The following is a 16,873-nucleotide window of genomic DNA, read 5'->3' as shown; positions in this document are numbered from 1 at the left end:
CGCCCACCGCACCATCACGCCTCGACCGGCGGCATGGCCGACCAGGCCCGCCAGCTCCGGGTCACGGTCTGCCACCCGGGCGGAGAGGTAGAGCGCCAGGGCGACGATGCCCAGGGACAGGACCACCTGCAGGATCTGGCCGAAACCCATGTCAGCCCAGGACCTCGGCGTTCTCGTCCCGGATGGAGGTGATCTTCACGGCGAAGTCCAGGTCCTGGACCACGACCTCCCCGGAGGCCAGCAGACGGCCGTTGACCAGCACATCCGCCGGGGCGCCGGCCGCACGGTCCAGTTCGAGGACCTGACCGGGCTTGATGCGCAGCAGCTCGGCCACCGTCAGGGTGGTGCGGCCGATGACCACGGACAGCTCCATGTCCACGCCGCGGATGCGGTGGACGTTGCGCAGGAAGTCCTCGTCCACCGTGGTGTTCCGTGAGGGACGCTCGTAGGTGGCGCCCTCGCGGACGGCCAGCACCAGGGCGTCGACGCCGTCCACGGTCACCACGAACAGCTGCGGAGCGGACTCGCCCAGCGAGGCGGCGAAGGGATTGCTGCCGGCCATGGCGGGCTCCACGGAGGAAGGGCCCACGGCGCCGGCGGTGGACAGGCCGGAGTCCACGGCGGGCTTGAGGGCTGAGCCGGGGTCGTCGGCCACGAGGTCGGGCAGCTGGGCGGCGGCGGTCAGGCCGATGACCATGGAGCCGGGCCAGCCGACGGAGCGGAAGACCAGCGGCTGGCCGGTGGCGGGCAGCTGTTCCGCCGCGGTGGCGTTGCGGGTCTCGATCTGTCCGGCCAGCGGCAGGGCGGCGGCGGTGGCGGACACGATCTTGGTGACGGTGTCCATGCGGGGCAGCGCGGCGTTCGCTTCGGTCACTGGTCCAACTCCGTTTCAACGATCTTCATGTACTTGCGGGATCCGTCCACCACGTCCACGGCGGTGGCCAGGTGCTGGCCGTCCACGGTGAGGTTGAAGGGACGGTTCGAGGTGTGGGTCAGGGGCAGGATGTCCCCCACGGCCAGTTTCAGCAGATCCATGGAGTTGATCGTGAGGGCGTTGGTCTCCAGGCGCATCTCCACGGGGGTGGCGGTGAGCTGTTCCATGGCCAGGCGCGGCGCGTCTTGGTCCGTGTCCACGGGATTGGAGGAGCCCAGCCGGGGCAGGATGACGTCCGCGGGCAGGGTCAGGGTGAAGCTCTCCGGGGCCCCGGACCCGGTCGTCACCACGAAGGCGGCCACGATCATCAGATCGGTGGGTGCTGCCGCCTGGGCGAAACCGGGGTTGTAGTGCACGCCCAGTTCCAGCACGGGCGCCGCGTCCAGCACGCCGGTGAAGGAGTACGCCAGATCCTCCATGACCCCAGACATGGTGCGGCGGAGGACGCCGATCTCGGTGCCGGTGAGATCGCGGTGGGCGGGCAGGGACTCGCCGTCGGAGCCGAGCATGCGGGACACCCAGTCGGCGGCCGTCTCGATCGGCATCTGGACGATGCCCCGGGTCTCCGTGCCGGCGAAGTGCAGCAGCATCATGCAGGTCGTCGCGGGCAGGGAGGCGGTGTAGGTGTCATAGGTGGCCAGCACCGTGAGCACGGGGGTCACCGCGGTCTTGGTGCGCAGTCGAGTGGTCATCTGCGAGGACCACTGGCGCGCGAAGGTGTCACAGGCCACGTCCAGGATGCGCGAATGCTCGCGCGCCAGCGTGGTGGGACGCTGGAAATCGTAGGGAAGGTAGTGCGCGGACGCCGCCATCTCCCCGGCGGCGACGGACTGGCCGGTCAGCGGGTCGATGATGTCGTCCGCGCTGAGGTCCTCTAGGCCCATCGGTGCCTCCTCTTCGGCGGGTTGCGGCGTGTTCTCGCAGTTCCCTATGCCGAGGTCTGGAGGCCGGCCGTCACGTTTCGTCGCTGTCCGGATCTCCCGGCGTCGCCGCACCGGAGGCACCGGAGGTCCCGGCTCCCGCGTCTGCACCGGCGTCATCTTGGGTTTCCACCACGATGTCCACGCGACGATTCCGGTCCAGCATGTCCCTCTGCCCCTCGATCGGTCGGGTGGAGCCGAAACCGGTGGCCGAGGCCTTCTCCCCCGAGAACCCCTGGGCGTCCACCATGTGCCGCACGACCTGCACCGCGCGGTCGGCTGAGAGCTCCCAGTTGGTCTCATAGTTCAACGGCTGGCGGTAGTCGGCATGACCCTCCACGACCACGCTCCCTCCCTCAGCCTCGATCACCGGGGTGATCCCGGCCAGCAGATCGGTGGCGGAATCGGACAGGCTGGCGTCATCCGGGGTGAACATGGTCTCTCCGGAGAGGATGCGGATCACCAGGGCGCCGTTCGCATGGGTGAACTCCACGGCCGAATCCTGGCCGGCGCGGGTTAGGTTGGCCTGCACGCCGGCCTGGATGTCCTCAAGCTTCTCAGCAGCCGTCTGCGGGGGCTGTGGTTTGGCCATCTCGCCGGAGGACTCCACGGCGTCCACGGCCTCGGGGCCGGGCTCCATCGCATCGATCCCGGAGTTGAGGTCGTTCAGCTCGGTCTCCTCCTGACCGAAGCCCTGGGCGAGGGAGTTCTTGAGCTGTTCGTACTTGCCCGCGTCGATCGAGGACATGGAGAACAGCACCACGAAGGTCAGGAACAGCACGGTCATCATGTCCAGGTAGGACACGGCCCAGCGTTCGTCCATCTCGGGGGCGTGTGGCGCCCCCTTCCCTTTGCGTCGGCGGGACATCTACGCGGCCTTCGACTTCCCGGACTTGCCAGACTTTCCCTTGCCGGTGGTCGAGCCGGTGCCAAGGCGCGTGGAGCTGGGACCGGCGCCGCCGCCGTCGTGATCCGCGGCGTCCTTGGCCTTGCCCTTGCCGCCCTGAGCGAGCCGATAGTCCGGAACCAAAGCGTGCAGACGGTCGCTGAGGGCGGTGGAGTTCAGACCGGACTGGATGGCCAGCGCGCCCTCCACCACGAGTTCCAGGTTGGACTGCTCGAGCTCGCACAGCCGCCGGATGCGGGTGGCGATCGGGTGCCAGAAGAAGTTGGCGGTGAGCAGGCCCCACAGGGTGGCCACGAAGGCCGCGGCGATCATGTGACCGATGTTCTCCGGCTCCGCCAGGTTCTCCATGACGTGGATCAGCGAGGCCACGGTTCCCACGATGCCGATGGTCGGGGCATAGCCGCCCATCTGGGAGAACCAGTTGGACACGGACATGACCTCGTCGCGCCGGGTGTTCTTCTGAGCCTCGAGCAGGTCACCGAGGGCATCGGAGTCCAGTCCGTCCGCCAGCCCGGTGATGGCCGAGCGGATGAGCGGGTCCCCTGTCTTCTCCGCCTCGGCCTCGAGCTCCAGCAGGGAGCCGCCGCGGGCCTTGGCGGAGAGGGATGAGATCTCCTCGATCACCTCCCGCGGCGGGCGGACCCGCCCCTTGAAGGCCCAGCCGAAGACCTTGCCGACGTTTTTCAGGTCTCCCAGTGTGGTTCCCATCAGCGAGACGGCGATGGTGCCGCCGAACACGATGATCATGGGCGCCACGATGAACAGGGAGGAGATGGAACCGCCCTCCATGATCACCATGACGAAGAGGGAGGCGAAGGCGGCGATGATGCCGATGATCATCAAGGGGTCCACGGCTCAGTGCTCCTTGTCGGGGACGGGCGTGAGGTAATCGGGGTGGTCCGGATGATGCCAGGGGTGCTCGGGTCGGCCTGGCTGCTCGCCGGATTCTGCGGGCGGGTGGGAGGCCTGCCGCAGCAGGTCCACCCGGTGGTCGTGGAGGATCTCCTGGACGGTGTCGATGTCCTCCCGGGCGGTGTGGGACCGGCCGGTGATCATGGTGACCACGCAGTTCGCGCCGTTGGCGCGGATCTCCTCCACGAGGTCGGGATTGAGCCCGAAGCGTTCGCCGCGCAGGGTGGTCAAGAGGATCATGGCTGGTCCTTTCGGTGGCTGCCGGCGGCGTGGCCGCTAGCGCTTCAGGTTGGTCAGCTCGGACAGGACCTCGTCCGAGGTGGTCACGATGCGGGCGGAGGCCTGGAAGCCGCGCTGGGCCATGATCAGGTTCGTGAACTCCTTGGCGAGGTCCGTGTTGGAGCCCTCCAGGGTGCCGGCGGCCAGGGCGCCGAAGCCGTCGTCGCCGGGGACTCCGAGGGCGGGTTCGCCGGAGTTGGCGGTGGCGCGGAAGGCGGAGGACCCGGCCTTCTCCAGACCGGCGGGGTTGGCGAAGGAAGCGATGGCGACCTGGCCCACGGCGCGCAGGTCACCATTGGAGAAGGTGCCGTTGATGGTGCCGTCCTGGGCGATGGAGAAGCCCACGATGGTGCCGGCGGAAGCGCCATCCTGGCCAGTGAAGGCCGAGGTGTCCATGCCGGCGTACCCGGTCAGCGCGGACAGGTCCACGGTGATCCCGCCGACGTTCAGGGAGCTGGTGCCGGTCTGCTGGCCCTGGGCGTTGAAGGCCACGGTGCCGGTGCCGGTGGCTCCGTTGGCGTCCTGGCCGGAGACACCCCAGCCACCGGCGGTGCGGGTGAAGGTCAGGGTCAGCGAACGCGGGTTGCCGGCGCCGTCGCGCACGGTCACCTCACGCACGCGGGTGTCACCGGCCGCGGCCTCGTTGGGCAGGTTGCCACCCATCTCCGCGGACGTGGTGGCACGGGCCGGCGACGTGGCCAGGGCATCGATGCTCAGCGGCACGGCGGCGCCACCGGGCTGAACGGTGCCGTCGGGGCCGGCGACCCAGCCGTTGAGCTGCGCGCCGTCCGGGGTCACCAGGTTGCCCGCAGCGTCCAGATTGAAGGAGCCGGCGCGGGTGTAGAGCTGCTCACCGCCCTTGGAAACCACGAAGTAGCCCTCGCCGCCGATCATCAGGTCCGTGGCCTTGCCGGTGGACATCATGGAGCCGACACCGTGGTCGGTGGTGATGGCGGCCGTGCGCACACCGAGTCCTACCTGGGCGGGGTTGGTGCCACCGAGTCCGGTGCCCGGGGCGCCGGCGTTCTGAGCCATCTGGGACAGGGTGTCCTGGAAGGTGACGGTGGCGGCCTTGTAGCCGGTGGTGTTGACGTTGGCGATGTTGTTGGCGGTGACATCCAGCATCTGCTGGTGCGCACTCATGCCGGAGACGCCGGTGTTCAGTGAACGGAGCATGGTGGTGCCTTCCTGGTGTGTTGCCTGGTGTGGTGGGGTCTGATGCCTGGTGTGGTTGGGTCTGATGCCTGTTGGGGCGGGGTGTCTAGTCGTCGGTTGTGGGCTTGGCCCCGAGCGCGCTGATCTGCGACAGCGTCACGGTCGTCTCGGATCCCTCGATCTCCAACCGGGTCTCCCCGTTCTGGAACAGGGCGCCGGTCACGGTGCCAGTGGAGACTTCCCCGGTGCTGGCGTCCCTCCACTCGACGTCCTGACCGATCAGGACGGCCGCCGTGGACATGGAGCTGGCGGCGCTCTGGGTCTGCAGGGTCTTGGAGATGCCGTTGAGGGTCTCGGTCATGGACAGCTGTGCGGCCTGGGACACCATCTGGTTGGTGTCCATGGGCGAGGACGGGTCCTGGTTCTGCAGCTGCGTCACCAGCAGCTTGAGGAACACCTCTTCGTTCATCTCCTGAGCCGGCCCGGTGGCGGTCGCACGCGCCTGGCGGGCGGCATCCAGGGTGACGGTGGATGCGCCGGTGGCTGCCGGGGTGATCGGGTCTGGCATCCGTGGCTCCTGCGGTTCGGTGGTCGATTCGGTCGTCGATGCGGTGTTCGGTTCGGGTGCGCTGAGAGTTCCTGAGCCGTGGCCCGGGGGTGGTCCGGTGTCCCTATGCGTCGGGATCCGGTTCAGGCGTAGACATCGAGCCCGCCCGTCCCGTCCTGCGGTCCGGCGTCCAGTGCGGCGCCGGCGGTGAGGGGTTCTGCGGGGTCGGAACCGAGGACGGTAGCCCCGCCCGGGGTGTTCCCGACGCCGTCGTCCTCCTGGTCCTTCCCGTCGCCGCCGCGGCCCCCGGATGATGGCCCGGGGCCCGGTCCGGCGGCGTTCGCATCGCGGTGTCCGGAGGAACCAGCGGACAGGTCCAAGCTCGCTCCCGCCTGGGCTCCGGCCAGTTCCCGGCGCAATTCGCCCAGGACGGCGCGCAGGTTCTCCCGCCCGGCCTCGGTGGCGGCCGTCATCTCCAGGCGCACGACGCCGTCCCGGCTGGTGGCCTCGATGGTCACCGGACCGAGGGCCTCGGGACTGATGCGGACCGTGGCCAGGTGGGTGCCGTTCGACAGGCTGACCGCCCGTCCGGCGGCCTGCACCACGGGGGTGGAGAGCTGCTGGACGGTCCACGCGCGCACGGCCGGGGCCGGCGTGGCCCCCGCGGAGGACGGAGCGGGAACGACGGCGGGGGCCTGGGTGCCCGCGGCGGCCGGAAGGGTGGCGGCCGCGGCCTGCACAGTGGCGTGGGCGGTGCCAGGGGTGGCGTTGGCGGCGGTTCCGGTGGCCGTGGAGGCGCCGGCAGTGGAGGTTCCGGCGGTGGCAGTTCCGGCGGTGGCGCCGGCCACGGCAGGCTCTCCCGTGGACGGCGTACCGGCCACCCAGGACGACGAGGAGGACGAGAAGGACGAGAAGGACGAAGATGAGACGGGGGACCCCGGGGTCTGCACCGCCGACTGTGGGGACCCGTGGGCCGGGTTCTGCAGCGGATTGAATACCGTGCTGGAGGGGTTCTGAGTGCCGGTGACGATGACGGCGTCCGACCCCGTAGCCGCCCCTGACCCCGCGGACGTGGAGGTGGCACCGGGGACGGTCCCTGCCCCCGCCGCAGTACCGCCCGAGATGCCGGAGATCCCGGACGTGCCCATGTCAGCCGCACCCGGGGCGCCAGCGACGGTGGCACCAGCGCTGCCCGGTCCGCCGGCAGCGGACCCCGCCACACCGGCAGCGGCATCGGCATCGACATCGGCATCAGAGGATTCCGGCACGACGGCGTGGATCGTTTCTGCTGCGGTCGCAGCACGGGTCTCGGCGCTGGTCTCGACGCTAGCCCCGGCAGGCGCGCCGGCCTGGTCGGCCTGACCGGCATCTCCCGGGCCGGCGTCCTCCGCGGAACGCACTCCGTCCAGGGAGACGGGCCGGGAGTACTCGCGGCCTGTGCGCTCCGGGGTGTAGTCCGGCGGCAGGAAGGAGGTGGCGTCGGTGCCCTCACCGGCCCCGTCGGAGGTCGGGTCAGCCCTGCTGCCGGAGGCGTCGCGCAGGTGATCCGCGAAGCGGGGCCCGGACGCATCCGCACCGGCCAAGCTCGCGGAACCGGCACCGCCGGCACGAGAGGCTGCGGAGCCGGGGCCGGCACCGGACAGCGAGCGGGCCGGATCCGGCGTCGGGCCGGGGATGAGTGAGATCAACGGTGAGCCGATCATTCCGAGGCACCTGCCAGCTGTTCGAAGGCGGCGCGCGTGGAACCGGACTGGGAGGCGGAACCGGATCCGCCAGCAGGAACCACGCGCCGGATGGTGTCGATGTCGTCCCACGAGAACAGCGAACGGATGGATACGTTCTCGCCGGGCTGCGGCGCGTGCAGGATCTTGTTGTCGCCCAGGTAGATGGCGATGTGGCTGCCATTGCGCATGCCGAGCAGGTCGCCGGGCTGGGCCTCGGCGAGCGAGGCAACCTCGGTGCCGACCTTGGCCTGGTCCCGTGCGACGCGGGGCATGTCCACGCCGAGTTCATTCATGACGTACTTGACCAGGCCGGAGCAGTCGAAGCCCTGCGACGGGGAGTTGCCGCCCCACACGTAGGGGGTACCGAGGTACTTCTCGGCAGTCTCGACAATGGTGGTGCCGAACGCGGTCCCGGCAGCGGTGCCCCTGGAGGCGCCGCCCGCACGGGTGACGCCGGCGGACGAGACGGCGTCGGATCCCGGCGCGGAGTCAGGACCCGTAGCGGCGCCGAGGGCCTCCTCGAGCGCCGCGGAGAAGCCGTCCGCAGCTGCTGCGGTGTCGGCGCCAGGGAGGCCCCCCGTGGTGGATCCGATGATCCCGCCCGCACCGCTCACGCCGGTTGTGCTGGCTCCGCCGGGCCGGCCCACGCTGCCGGCGAAGGACCGGTGCGGGGACAGCGCCTGGAGGTTCGACTCGATCTGCGCCATGCGCGCTTCAATCACGGCCATCGGCATCAGGACTCCCCCTCCTTCACGTCTCGGACAGTCTCATGGCGGTCCTCACGGTTCTCGCGATCTCGGTGGTGCTGGGCCGAGACGAGTTCGTCGAGCAGCTGTTGTTCGGCGCGGGAGTCGAGCGCCCGCATCGTGGCGTCGTGGCGTTCTTTGAGCAGTTCGGCGCTGCGGCGGGCCTGCCGGGCGAGCATGAGGGCCTTCTCCGCGGCGTCCACCTCACCGTCGGCCACCTGCTGGGTGGCTCTGATCTCGGAGAGCTGGCGGGCGGCGCTCGCCCGGGCGATGCCGGCGGCGGCCAGCACGCTCTGCCCGCCGAGGTCCTCGAGCAGTTCACGCTCGTCGGCGGCACGGCGTTGCACGCCGCGGGCCGTGATCCGGGCCTGGTGGAGCCCGGCCGCGGCCTGGTCCTCCTGGATGCGGCGGACCTTGAGCAGGGAGGAGAGCTTGAAGGCGGCCATCAGGCGACCCTCCCGGCGGGATCGACGTCCAGCACCGCGACGAGCCGTCCCAGCCGGGCCCAGGCCTCGGTCAGTGCGGTGGAGTCGTCCATGTCCTGGCGCAGGAATCCGTTGATCTCGTCTTGGGCGGCCAGCGCGGCGTCGGCCAGGGGCCGGGTGCCGGGGACGTAGGCGCCCACGTCGACCAGGTCCTGCACGTCCCGCTGTTCGGCCATGGCCCGGCGCACCGAGGTGATGTTCACCTTGTCCGTGGCCCCGGTCACGGCCGAGGCCACGCGGGAGATGGAGGCCAGCACGTCGATGGACGGGAAGTGCCCGGCCACCGCCAGGGCACGGTCCAGCACGAGGTGCCCGTCCAGGATGGAACGGGCGGAGTCCGCCACCGGGTCGTTGTGGTCGTCACCGTCCACCAGCACGGTGTAGATGCCGGTGACGGAGCCGGCCCGGTCCGTGCCGGCGCGCTCCAGCAGCTGGGCCAGCAGGGAGAACGTGGACGGCGGGTAACCCCGCGTGGCCGGCGGCTCGCCCGCGGACAGCCCGATCTCGCGCTGGGCCATGGCCACGCGCGTCAGCGAGTCCATCATCAGCACGGCGTGGCGGCCCTCGTCCCGGAACTGCTCGGCGATCCGGGTGGCGGTGAAGGCGGCCTTGCGGCGCATCATGGCCGGTTCGTCTCCGGTGGCCACCACCACCACCGACCGGGCCAGACCCTCCGGGCCCAGGTCGTCCTCGAGGAAACCGCGCACCTCGCGACCGCGTTCGCCCACGAGGGCGATCACGGAGACCTCGGCGTCCGTGCCGCGGGCGAACATGGACAGCAGGGATGATTTGCCCACGCCGGAGCCGGCGAACAGGCCGATCCGCTGGCCGCGTCCCAGGGCGGTGAAGGTGTCCACGGCGCGCACCCCGGTGCCGATCTGTGCGTCCACGCGGGCGCGGTCCAGGGCCCTCGGGGCGGAGTTCTGCACGGGGACGGACCGGACCCCGGTGAGCGGTCCCTTGCCGTCGATCGGCCGGCCGAGGCCGTCGATGACGCGGCCGATGAGTCCGTCGCCCACGGGGATCTGGCCCCCACGGTGCGAGCGTGCCACAGGGGCACCGGCGAAGGGGGCCCAGCCGTCGGCGAGCGGCATCACGGTGGCCTCGGTGCGGTTCACGGCCACCACCTCGGCGTCCACACCGCCGAGGCCGTCCGGGCCCTCGCCCACGGTCACCACGTCCCCGACGGCGACCGCGAGCCCGCCGATGGTGGCGCGCAGTCCCTGCGAGGAGACGACGGTCCCGCAGGCCACCGGGGCGGCCAGGCGGCGGATCGAGGCGACGTGGCGGTCCAGGTGCGCGGACAGTTCCGCGGTGGAGAGGGTGACGGTCATCGGTCTGCCCCACCGTCATGACGCACCCCGGACGCGTAGCTGCGGACCCGCGCCAGGGCGTCCTCCACCCCGGCCTCGAGCCAGCCGTCCCGGTACACGGCCACGGCCCCGCCGGGCTGCAGGGCCGGATCGGCCACCAGCTCGACGCCGGCCGGCACCGGGGCGGCGGTGGTCGCCGCGCGCACCGCGTCGGGGTGCAGGCGGATGGTGTGCACCGGGGAGGGCGTCCTGGCGGTCAGGGCGCGGTGGATGGCGGAGCGGGCGGCCACGGAGGCCTCGGAGAGTTCGGCGTCGAGGATGATCTCGGCGACCTGGCAGGCGATGTCGAAGACGGTGTCCTCGGCCGCGTCCAGGGCATGGACCATGGACGCGGTGAGCTGGGCCGCAGCGTGGCCCAGGGAGGCCAGGGCCTGCTCGGTCCGTTCGGTGGTGGTCCGCACCAGCCGTTCGTGCTCGGCCTGGCGGGTGGTCTCGAGGGCGTCGGCGTGGCCCTGGGCGGCTTGGAGGCCGTCCACGTAGCCGCGGGAACGGCCCTCGATCACGGCCGCGTCCACCACGGGTGAGGAGACCACGGACACGGGGACCGCGTGGTACTCGGAGATGCGCAGGGACCGGAGCCCGGTGTGGTGTTCGAAGCCCGGGCGAGGGGCAGCCAATGACTCAGACATACTCGTCCTCCTCCTGCTTCGAGAGGTTCAGCTCCCCGGCGGCTTCCAGGGCCCGGACCTCGCGGACCACCTCGCCGCGGGCCTCCTCGACCTCCGACGTGCGCAGCTTGGAGACGGAGGAGGACTCCTCGTTGAGGGCCACCACGTTGCGCGAGGACATGTTCCGCCGGATCTTCTGCTCCAGGGCGGGGTTCGCGCCACGAAGGGCCCGGGCCAGCACGTCCATGCGGATGGAACGCAACACCATCTGCAGGGAGTGGTCGTCCAGCCGAAGGAGGTCGGCGAAGGTGAACATAAGGTTCCGCACCTCGGCGCCGAGCTCCGGGTCGGTGGCGGCCATGTACTCCAGGACGCCCCGTTCGGTGGCACTGTCCGCCCGGTTGACGATCTCCACGAGTGACTGCACGCCGCCGATGGAGGCCTGTTCACGGGCGGTCGCCACCGAGGAGACACGGGACTTGAGGATCTCGGCCGTGACACGCACGGCCTCGGTGCTGGGGGTCCCCATGGTGGCGATCCGGAAGGCCACCCCGTTGCGGACCGGCTCGTCCAGTCCGGAGAGCACGGCCGAGGCCGTGCGCGGGTCCAGGTTGGAGAGCACCACGGCCTGGATCTGCGGGGTCTCCTCGTGGATGAGCGCGAGGATCTGGGTGGCGTCCATGGTGTCCAGGAACTCGAAGGCCTTGCCGGCCAGCACGCCGGCGGCGCGTTCCATGACGTCCCCGGCCTTGTCCTCGCCGAAGGCGCCGGAGATGAGCCGGCGGGCCAGGTGGGCCCCGCCCCGGGCCGGCGTCCGGCCGGAGTCGACCATGGTGGCCAGCTCCGCCATGACGAAGTCCACAGTGTCCGGATCGGCGCTCTTCATCCGCATGATCTCCGCGGAGACCTCCTGGGCCTCGTCCTCGTTGAAGTGGGACATCACCTCGGAGGCGACCACGGGGTCCAGGTCCATCAGGAGCACGGCGACCTTCTGCACGCCGGTCAGCTTGACGTCCTTCATGCCAGCTCCTTCGCTTCCATCATGGCCCGCATCATCTCGGCGGTCTTCGCCGGGTCCGTCTGGGCGGCGTGGTGCACCTTCTGTGACGCACTGGGGCCCTCAGGCAGTAGGGCGGGCGCCACCGGGGGCGGCACCGCGGACAGCGCCTGCGTGGCGGGCTCCGGCATGATCACGGGCATCTGCCCGGTGTCCGGACCGGTGGAACGGTCCAGCACGGCTGGTGCCGGAGCGGTCTCACCGAGGTCCTCGAGGGTCTCCACGGTCCGGCGGCGGCGCAGGATCATCCACACTACGAAGCCGACCAGCAACATCGCGGCGACGAGGCCGTAGATGATCACGTCCCGGATCAGCGCGTCCTGGGCGGCGGCCGCCTCGGCTGCCTCCGCTGCCTCGATCGCCTGCTGGGCCTCGGCGGCACCGGCGGTGGAGAACGGGATGATCTCCACGGTGACCGTGTCCCCGCGGACCTCGTCGATCCCGGCGGCGGTGGACACCAGTCCGATGATCTGTTCGTTGGTCAGGCCGCCGGCGGCGGCCGCATCCACCGCCACGGCGACTGTCTGGCGCTCGACGTCACCGGCCGGCGTCGTGGTGGATGTGGTGGTCTTGTCCACGGCATTGGTCCGGGCGTCGGATTCAGAGGTGAACTCCCCGGAGCCAGCGGTGTTCGCACCCGTGTTGGCCACGTTGTCCGGGCCGAGCACGCCGGTGCCGGCCGGGGCGCCACCCCCGGTGTAGTCCTCGCTGGAGGTCTGCTCGGTGAGTGCCTGGACGCCGCCCTCGGGGGTGGAGAACTGCTCGGACACCATCTCAGAGGTGGACCGGGTGGTCGCCACGGTGGCGGCGACGGTCGAGTTGCCCGCCCCCACCAGGTTGTCCAGCACCTTCTGCACGTTGGCGGTGACGGCGGCGGAGCGCTCCCCGTCCCCACCGGTCAGGTCCACCAGCCCCTCGCCGACGGCGGAGAGGACCTTGCCGGTGGAGTCCACGACGGCCACGTCGGTGGGCTCCATGCCTTCCACGGAGGCCGAGGCCAGGTGGACGATGGCCTGCACCTGCTGGTTGTTCAAGTCGCCGCGGGGGCTGGAGACGAACACGGAGGCGGTGGGCGTGCCCTGCTCCGAGGCGAAGACGGTCTCCGCCGGCATCGCGAGCTTGACCGAGGCCTGCTCCACCCCGTCCATCTGGCTGATGGTCGCGGCGAGCTCGCCTTCCAGGGCGCGCTTGTAGGTGGTGTCCTGCTGGAACTCGGAGGACGTGATGCCGACCTCGTCGAGCAGGCTGTAGCCGGTGCCACCACCCGACGGCAGCCCGGCTGCGGCCGCGGACAGACGCTGGTCGTAGACGGCCTCGTCCGGCACCAGGATGGTGGTCCCGCCATCCTGGAGCTCGTACTCCACACCGGCAGAGTTCAGCTGCTCCACCACAGCGGCCGCATCCGTGGAGGACAGGCCGGTGAACAGCGGGGCCAAGGTGGGCTTGGCGAGCTGGAGGGCGGCGAAGATGCCTCCGGCCACCAGGGCGACGGCCAGCAGGGAGGCGATGATGCGCTGGCCCAGCGGCATCTCGGAGAGTTTGTCCCCGATCCCGTGCAACCAGCCGGCGGGGCCGGACGTGCGCGCCGAGGGCAGGGCGGAGGCGGTATTGGAGCTCATGAGTTCAGGCCTGGATTCTCATGAGCTCGTTGAAGGCCTGCAGTCCGCTGTTGCGCATCGCCACCATCAGGTCCATGGTGGCCGAGGCCTCCGCCGCGGCGATCGTGGCCTTATGGATGTCCTCCAAGTCGCCGGTGACCGCCTGCAGGGACAGGGTGTCCCGCTCGCCCTGCAGGGTCTGCAGGGAGTCGACCTGGCCGGCGAGCTGGGACCCGAAGGATCCGGCCTGCGCCTCGGAGGGGGCCGAGATCGCGGTGGTGCCGAGTGGGCCGCCCACGCCGGTGGCGGATTCGAGGCCCGCGGGCAGCACACCGGGCAGTGCGGCCGACGTCGGGCTGGTCGGGTTGACCGCAGGCAGGACTGGCATAGTCGCGATAGCTCCGATGGAGCCGATGGAATCCAAGGGCATCAGTTTCGTCCGATCTCGATGCCGGCCTGGTAGACCGTCTTGGCTTTGTCCACGACCTGGGAGGCCAGGGAGTAGGAGCGCTGGGCCATGATGAGGTTGCCCATCTCCACACCCATGTCGATGTCCGGGCGGCGGATGTAGCCGTCCTCGTTGGCCTCGGGGTGGTCGGGCTCGTAGGAGAGGAGGCCCTCGGCGTCCCCGTACTGCACGTTCGTGACCTGGACGCCCTGGCCGGCGGCGGCCGGGGCGACCTCGAGGTAGCGGGCCTGGAAGGCGTCTCCGTCCGCGTTGGTGACGGTGTTGATGTTGGCCATGTTGTCCGCCGTGGCGTCGATCCAGCGGCGGTTGGCGGACATGGAGGTTCCGGCGATGCCGATCGCTTCGAAACTGGGCATCAGGAGGTCCTCGCAGCGGTGGAGACCCCGGAGAGCTTGGACTTGATGGCCTGGGAGGCAAATTGGTAACTCAGCACTGTGGCCTCGTTGGAGAGCACCTCGGTGTCCGCGTTGACGTTGTTGCCGTTCAGGCGGGTGGGCTCGAGGGAGGGTTGCTCCGTAGCGGAGACCCGGCCGTCTCCGGCAGCGATCGAGTGGGCGAGCTGCTGTTCGAACTGGACCCTGGTTGCCTGGAACTGCGGCGTGTTGACGTTGGCCAGGTTGTTCGCGATGGCACGCTGGCGCGCCGCCAGCCCATCGAGCGCCGACTCCAGCGCGTTGACCGTGACAGACATCCGTTTCCCCTTCCCCTGGGCCCGTGTGGGGGTGCGGGCCCGTGAGTGCACTCGTTGTTCCTGCATGCACTAGAGGACATGCGCAGAACGGCGGACGCGGGCGGCCGGTTTCGTTTCCGGACGCTCGGAAGTCCCTATGCGGGGAGGTGCGGGATGGGTGCACGTTTTGCGTTGCAGACGGCTCGTCCGGGATCAGGACCGGTGCCGGAACACGACGCCGGCGGGTTCCGGCGCGCGGTCAGGCGCCGGTGTCCAGGTAGGAGGCGGTGGAGCCGCGGCCCGGCTGGGTGGCGCGCTTGGCCTGGGCCGTCGCCTTGAGGGACTGGGCGATGCCGTCCTGCTCGGTGCGCATCTCCCGCAGGGCCACGGAGAGCCGGGTGGTCAAGTTCGCTATCCGGCGTTCCAGGTGGGCCGGCGGGTTGCCGGCGGGCCGCGCGTCCAGTGCTTCGGACAACGAGGTCGGGTGGCCGGCGTCGAGCCATTCCTCGAGGTCGTTGGCCAGGGTCTCCCAGGCGAGATCCGCGAGGACGGACTCGCGGGTGGCATTCGCGGAGGTCACGGCAATCGAATTGCGGCGAAAGGGGGCCGTGAGGCTCATGCCGTCTTGGCTGCCTGTTCGAACGCCTCGGAGACAGGGGTCAGCAGCTCGATGGCGCGCAGCACTGCCTGGGCATCCGAGTTCTGGTTGGCTGCGGCGATGGTCTGGAGACAGAACGCGTAGACCGATTTGAGGTCGGCGGCACCGGACCACGCGTTGACATCGAGGGTGCCATCCAGCTCGGACAGGATCGACTGGGCGTGGACCAGGTGGCGGCTGGCAGTGCCGGCCTGACCCTGCTGCAGGTCCGCGGCGGCGCGGTGCAGGTCCAGGATGAGGCGCTGGAAGAGTTTGACGGTGAGCTGGGCCGGGGTGGCGGTCATCAGCTCGCGGCGCCGCATCTCCTCGATGGGGTTGCGCTGAGTGGTGCCCAACATGCGTGCTCCTGCGGATTCTGGGTGGGACTGGATGAGGACGGGTCTAGTGCCGGGGCTGCTGGCGAGGGGCTACTTCTGGTTGGCCGCGGCGTTGTACGTATTGATCTGGCCGGACAGGTAGCTCTGGAGCGAGTCGGCCTTGGCCAGGGCGACTTCCATGGCCGTGAATTGGGCGCGCAGAGTGGTCTCTCGTATCTCCAACCGGCGCAGCGCCGAGTCGATGCTGGTCTGGGTGCGCTGATTCTCGGTGACCCGGGATTCGATGGACTTCGTGAGGATGCCGTCGTACTTGTCCGAAATCGAGCTGGCGGCTTCCTGGACGCGTCCGGCCAGCGAGGCCAGGGCGGACCCGACGGCGGCCGGGTCCTCGGTGAGGGCCTGCTTCAGTTTCGCGGTGTCGATCTCCAGCCGTCCGAAGCGGTCGGGCTGAACACCGAACCAGGCCTGGGAGGTGCCGTCCTCGGTGCGGACTGCCGCGCCGAAGATCTTGTCATTGATGGACCGGACCGTGGAGTCGCCCACGAACATGCCCGCGCTGGTGGTGGACCCTGAGCTGCCGGATCCCGGCGTCACGGTGGTCACGGAGCCGATGGCGTTCAGCAGGCCGTTGATCTGGTTCAGCAGTTTCTCAGCCCGTTCGGTGGCGGCCGTCGGATCGTTGGCGGCGGTGGCCGTGACGGTCTCTCCGACCGCCTTCGCGGAGACGGTCACAGAGACCCCGGTGGCCAGGGCCGTGAAGTCGTTGGTGGCCGAGGTGACGACCTGTTCCGCGCCGGTGCCGGGGAAGAGGGTGATCTGGGCGTCGGCAGCGGTGGAGGTGATCGCTCCCCCGGTGCCGAACAGGTCGGTGCCGCTGGCGGTGGCTGTGAAGGCGGCCTCGGCGCCGGTGTCCCGGCTGGTCAGCTGCAGGCGGTAGAGGGTGTTGCCCTCGGCGTCGGCGCCGGCCTTGACCAGAGTGGCGTCCACGCCGAGTTCCGGATCGCCGTTGACGGCGTCGACCAGAGAGGTGAGGCTGTCCCCCGTGACGTCTGCGGTGGTGCCGTCGGCGCGGGTGATGGTCAGGGTCTCGCCGTTCCAGCCTGAGAGTGGCGCGGAAACGCCCGATTGCTGGGAGGCCGCGGCATCCACCCGGAGGTTCAGGGAAGCCGGGGTGGCGCCGTCGTTCACGGTGACCGTGACGTTCTGGCTGGTCGAGGTGCCGGTCGCGGGGCGGAACGCAGCGGCGTTCGAGTACTCCTGCGCCAGTTCTGCCAGGGAGGCGATTTGGGCGTTGAGGGCCCGCAGGCCGGAGATCCGGGCCTCATTCTCGGCGAGCTTGTTCTCCATGAGGGTCACCGGGACCCGCTCCACGGAGATCAGGGCGCCGATGAGCTCGGTGGTGTTCAGTCCGGAGGCCAGTCCGTCGAAGCTGATGCCTGCCATGGTCCCTGTCCGTTCCTCGTCGAAGTCTGCGCGGTGGTCCCCCTGAGATGGGACCAGTCCGTGTGGCGCTT

General features: G+C 70.2%; 20 protein-coding genes. All 20 read right to left on the bottom strand.

Translation table 11 applies throughout. From position 1 onward, the window contains the following. Nucleotides 1-151: 151 nt before the first annotated feature. Nucleotides 152-874: a FliM/FliN family flagellar motor switch protein gene (locus tag ABD134_RS13505; protein WP_344230260.1), complete on the bottom strand. Its 723-nt coding sequence runs from the start codon at nt 872-874 to the stop codon at nt 152-154. Next, nucleotides 871-1,818: a flagellar motor switch protein FliM gene (locus ABD134_RS13500; protein WP_344230258.1), complete on the bottom strand. Its 948-nt coding sequence runs from the start codon at nt 1,816-1,818 to the stop codon at nt 871-873. The genes ABD134_RS13505 and ABD134_RS13500 overlap by 4 nt, the downstream gene beginning before the upstream one ends. 70 nt (nt 1,819-1,888) lie before the next feature. Further along, a complete protein-coding gene (locus tag ABD134_RS13495) occupies nt 1,889-2,722 on the bottom strand; it encodes a flagellar motor protein MotB (protein WP_344230256.1) in 834 nt (277 codons plus the stop codon). Further along, on the bottom strand, nt 2,723-3,613 hold the full coding sequence (locus tag ABD134_RS13490; RefSeq protein WP_344230254.1) for a motility protein A: 891 nt from the start codon (nt 3,611-3,613) through the stop codon (nt 2,723-2,725). Nucleotides 3,614-3,616: 3 nt separating this feature from the next. Beyond that, nucleotides 3,617-3,913, bottom strand: a complete 297-nt coding sequence (locus ABD134_RS13485) for a flagellar FlbD family protein (RefSeq protein WP_344230252.1) — start codon at nt 3,911-3,913, stop codon at nt 3,617-3,619. 36 nt (nt 3,914-3,949) lie between these two features. Next, nucleotides 3,950-5,128, bottom strand: a complete 1,179-nt coding sequence (locus ABD134_RS13480) for a flagellar hook protein FlgE (protein ID WP_344230250.1) — start codon at nt 5,126-5,128, stop codon at nt 3,950-3,952. An 85-nt stretch (nt 5,129-5,213) separates the two neighbouring features. Continuing rightward, a complete protein-coding gene (locus ABD134_RS13475) occupies nt 5,214-5,675 on the bottom strand; it encodes a flagellar hook assembly protein FlgD (RefSeq protein ID WP_344230248.1) in 462 nt (153 codons plus the stop codon). Nucleotides 5,676-5,797: 122 nt separating this feature from the next. Beyond that, nucleotides 5,798-7,357, bottom strand: coding sequence for a flagellar hook-length control protein FliK (locus ABD134_RS13470; RefSeq protein ID WP_344230246.1), 1,560 nt, complete (start codon nt 7,355-7,357; stop codon nt 5,798-5,800). After that, a complete protein-coding gene (locus tag ABD134_RS13465; RefSeq protein ID WP_344230244.1) occupies nt 7,354-8,112 on the bottom strand; it encodes a C40 family peptidase in 759 nt (252 codons plus the stop codon). The genes ABD134_RS13470 and ABD134_RS13465 overlap by 4 nt, the downstream gene beginning before the upstream one ends. After that, nucleotides 8,112-8,570, bottom strand: coding sequence for a flagellar FliJ family protein (locus tag ABD134_RS13460; protein ID WP_344230242.1), 459 nt, complete (start codon nt 8,568-8,570; stop codon nt 8,112-8,114). Before ABD134_RS13460 ends, ABD134_RS13465 begins: the two co-directional genes overlap by 1 nt. Beyond that, nucleotides 8,570-9,943 carry a FliI/YscN family ATPase gene (locus ABD134_RS13455; protein ID WP_344230240.1) on the bottom strand — a complete coding sequence of 458 codons (1,374 nt, stop codon included), beginning with the start codon at nt 9,941-9,943 and terminating at the stop codon, nt 8,570-8,572. Before ABD134_RS13455 ends, ABD134_RS13460 begins: the two co-directional genes overlap by 1 nt. Next, a complete protein-coding gene (locus tag ABD134_RS13450; RefSeq protein ID WP_344230238.1) occupies nt 9,940-10,611 on the bottom strand; it encodes a FliH/SctL family protein in 672 nt (223 codons plus the stop codon). The genes ABD134_RS13455 and ABD134_RS13450 overlap by 4 nt, the downstream gene beginning before the upstream one ends. Further along, on the bottom strand, nt 10,604-11,611 hold the full coding sequence (gene fliG / locus ABD134_RS13445; protein ID WP_344230236.1) for a flagellar motor switch protein FliG: 1,008 nt from the start codon (nt 11,609-11,611) through the stop codon (nt 10,604-10,606). The genes ABD134_RS13450 and fliG overlap by 8 nt, the downstream gene beginning before the upstream one ends. Continuing rightward, nucleotides 11,608-13,266 (bottom strand): flagellar basal-body MS-ring/collar protein FliF, encoded by a 1,659-nt coding sequence (gene fliF / locus ABD134_RS13440; protein WP_344230234.1) that lies wholly within the window; start codon nt 13,264-13,266, stop codon nt 11,608-11,610. The genes fliG and fliF overlap by 4 nt, the downstream gene beginning before the upstream one ends. A 4-nt stretch (nt 13,267-13,270) precedes the next feature. Beyond that, on the bottom strand, nt 13,271-13,675 hold the full coding sequence (gene fliE, locus ABD134_RS13435; RefSeq protein ID WP_344230232.1) for a flagellar hook-basal body complex protein FliE: 405 nt from the start codon (nt 13,673-13,675) through the stop codon (nt 13,271-13,273). Beyond that, nucleotides 13,675-14,070, bottom strand: a complete 396-nt coding sequence (locus ABD134_RS13430; protein ID WP_344230230.1) for a flagellar basal body rod protein FlgC — start codon at nt 14,068-14,070, stop codon at nt 13,675-13,677. Before ABD134_RS13430 ends, fliE begins: the two co-directional genes overlap by 1 nt. Then, the gene (locus ABD134_RS13425; RefSeq protein ID WP_344230228.1) at nt 14,070-14,405 is read right to left on the bottom strand and encodes a flagellar basal body rod protein FlgB; all 336 of its coding nucleotides are present in this window, start codon (nt 14,403-14,405) and stop codon (nt 14,070-14,072) included. Before ABD134_RS13425 ends, ABD134_RS13430 begins: the two co-directional genes overlap by 1 nt. A gap of 238 nt (nt 14,406-14,643) precedes the next feature. Further along, nucleotides 14,644-15,003: a hypothetical protein gene (locus ABD134_RS13420; RefSeq protein ID WP_344230226.1), complete on the bottom strand. Its 360-nt coding sequence runs from the start codon at nt 15,001-15,003 to the stop codon at nt 14,644-14,646. Then, nucleotides 15,000-15,380, bottom strand: a complete 381-nt coding sequence (locus ABD134_RS13415) for a flagellar export chaperone FliS (protein WP_344230224.1) — start codon at nt 15,378-15,380, stop codon at nt 15,000-15,002. The genes ABD134_RS13420 and ABD134_RS13415 overlap by 4 nt, the downstream gene beginning before the upstream one ends. A gap of 69 nt (nt 15,381-15,449) precedes the next feature. Next, the gene (gene fliD, locus ABD134_RS13410; RefSeq protein WP_344230222.1) at nt 15,450-16,802 is read right to left on the bottom strand and encodes a flagellar filament capping protein FliD; all 1,353 of its coding nucleotides are present in this window, start codon (nt 16,800-16,802) and stop codon (nt 15,450-15,452) included. Nucleotides 16,803-16,873 lie beyond the last annotated feature (71 nt).

Origin of the sequence: Citricoccus alkalitolerans (genome assembly GCF_039528175.1) — a bacterium.
Lineage (GTDB): Bacteria > Actinomycetota > Actinomycetes > Actinomycetales > Micrococcaceae > Citricoccus > Citricoccus alkalitolerans.
This window is presented reverse-complemented; position numbering and strand designations above follow the sequence as displayed.

Coding starts and splice junctions, on each gene's coding strand:
- ABD134_RS13500 (WP_344230258.1), bottom strand. CDS start 1,818: ATGGGCCTAGAGGACCTCAGCGCGGACGACATCATCGACCCGCTGACC.
- ABD134_RS13495 (WP_344230256.1), bottom strand. CDS start 2,722: ATGTCCCGCCGACGCAAAGGGAAGGGGGCGCCACACGCCCCCGAGATG.
- ABD134_RS13485 (WP_344230252.1), bottom strand. CDS start 3,913: ATGATCCTCTTGACCACCCTGCGCGGCGAACGCTTCGGGCTCAATCCC.
- ABD134_RS13480 (WP_344230250.1), bottom strand. CDS start 5,128: ATGCTCCGTTCACTGAACACCGGCGTCTCCGGCATGAGTGCGCACCAG.
- ABD134_RS13475 (WP_344230248.1), bottom strand. CDS start 5,675: ATGCCAGACCCGATCACCCCGGCAGCCACCGGCGCATCCACCGTCACC.
- ABD134_RS13470 (WP_344230246.1), bottom strand. CDS start 7,357: ATGATCGGCTCACCGTTGATCTCACTCATCCCCGGCCCGACGCCGGAT.
- ABD134_RS13465 (WP_344230244.1), bottom strand. CDS start 8,112: ATGCCGATGGCCGTGATTGAAGCGCGCATGGCGCAGATCGAGTCGAAC.
- ABD134_RS13460 (WP_344230242.1), bottom strand. CDS start 8,570: ATGGCCGCCTTCAAGCTCTCCTCCCTGCTCAAGGTCCGCCGCATCCAG.
- ABD134_RS13455 (WP_344230240.1), bottom strand. CDS start 9,943: ATGACCGTCACCCTCTCCACCGCGGAACTGTCCGCGCACCTGGACCGC.
- ABD134_RS13450 (WP_344230238.1), bottom strand. CDS start 10,611: ATGTCTGAGTCATTGGCTGCCCCTCGCCCGGGCTTCGAACACCACACC.
- fliG (WP_344230236.1), bottom strand. CDS start 11,611: ATGAAGGACGTCAAGCTGACCGGCGTGCAGAAGGTCGCCGTGCTCCTG.
- fliF (WP_344230234.1), bottom strand. CDS start 13,266: ATGAGCTCCAATACCGCCTCCGCCCTGCCCTCGGCGCGCACGTCCGGC.
- fliE (WP_344230232.1), bottom strand. CDS start 13,675: ATGCCCTTGGATTCCATCGGCTCCATCGGAGCTATCGCGACTATGCCA.
- ABD134_RS13430 (WP_344230230.1), bottom strand. CDS start 14,070: ATGCCCAGTTTCGAAGCGATCGGCATCGCCGGAACCTCCATGTCCGCC.
- ABD134_RS13425 (WP_344230228.1), bottom strand. CDS start 14,405: ATGTCTGTCACGGTCAACGCGCTGGAGTCGGCGCTCGATGGGCTGGCG.
- ABD134_RS13420 (WP_344230226.1), bottom strand. CDS start 15,003: ATGAGCCTCACGGCCCCCTTTCGCCGCAATTCGATTGCCGTGACCTCC.
- ABD134_RS13415 (WP_344230224.1), bottom strand. CDS start 15,380: ATGTTGGGCACCACTCAGCGCAACCCCATCGAGGAGATGCGGCGCCGC.
- fliD (WP_344230222.1), bottom strand. CDS start 16,802: ATGGCAGGCATCAGCTTCGACGGACTGGCCTCCGGACTGAACACCACC.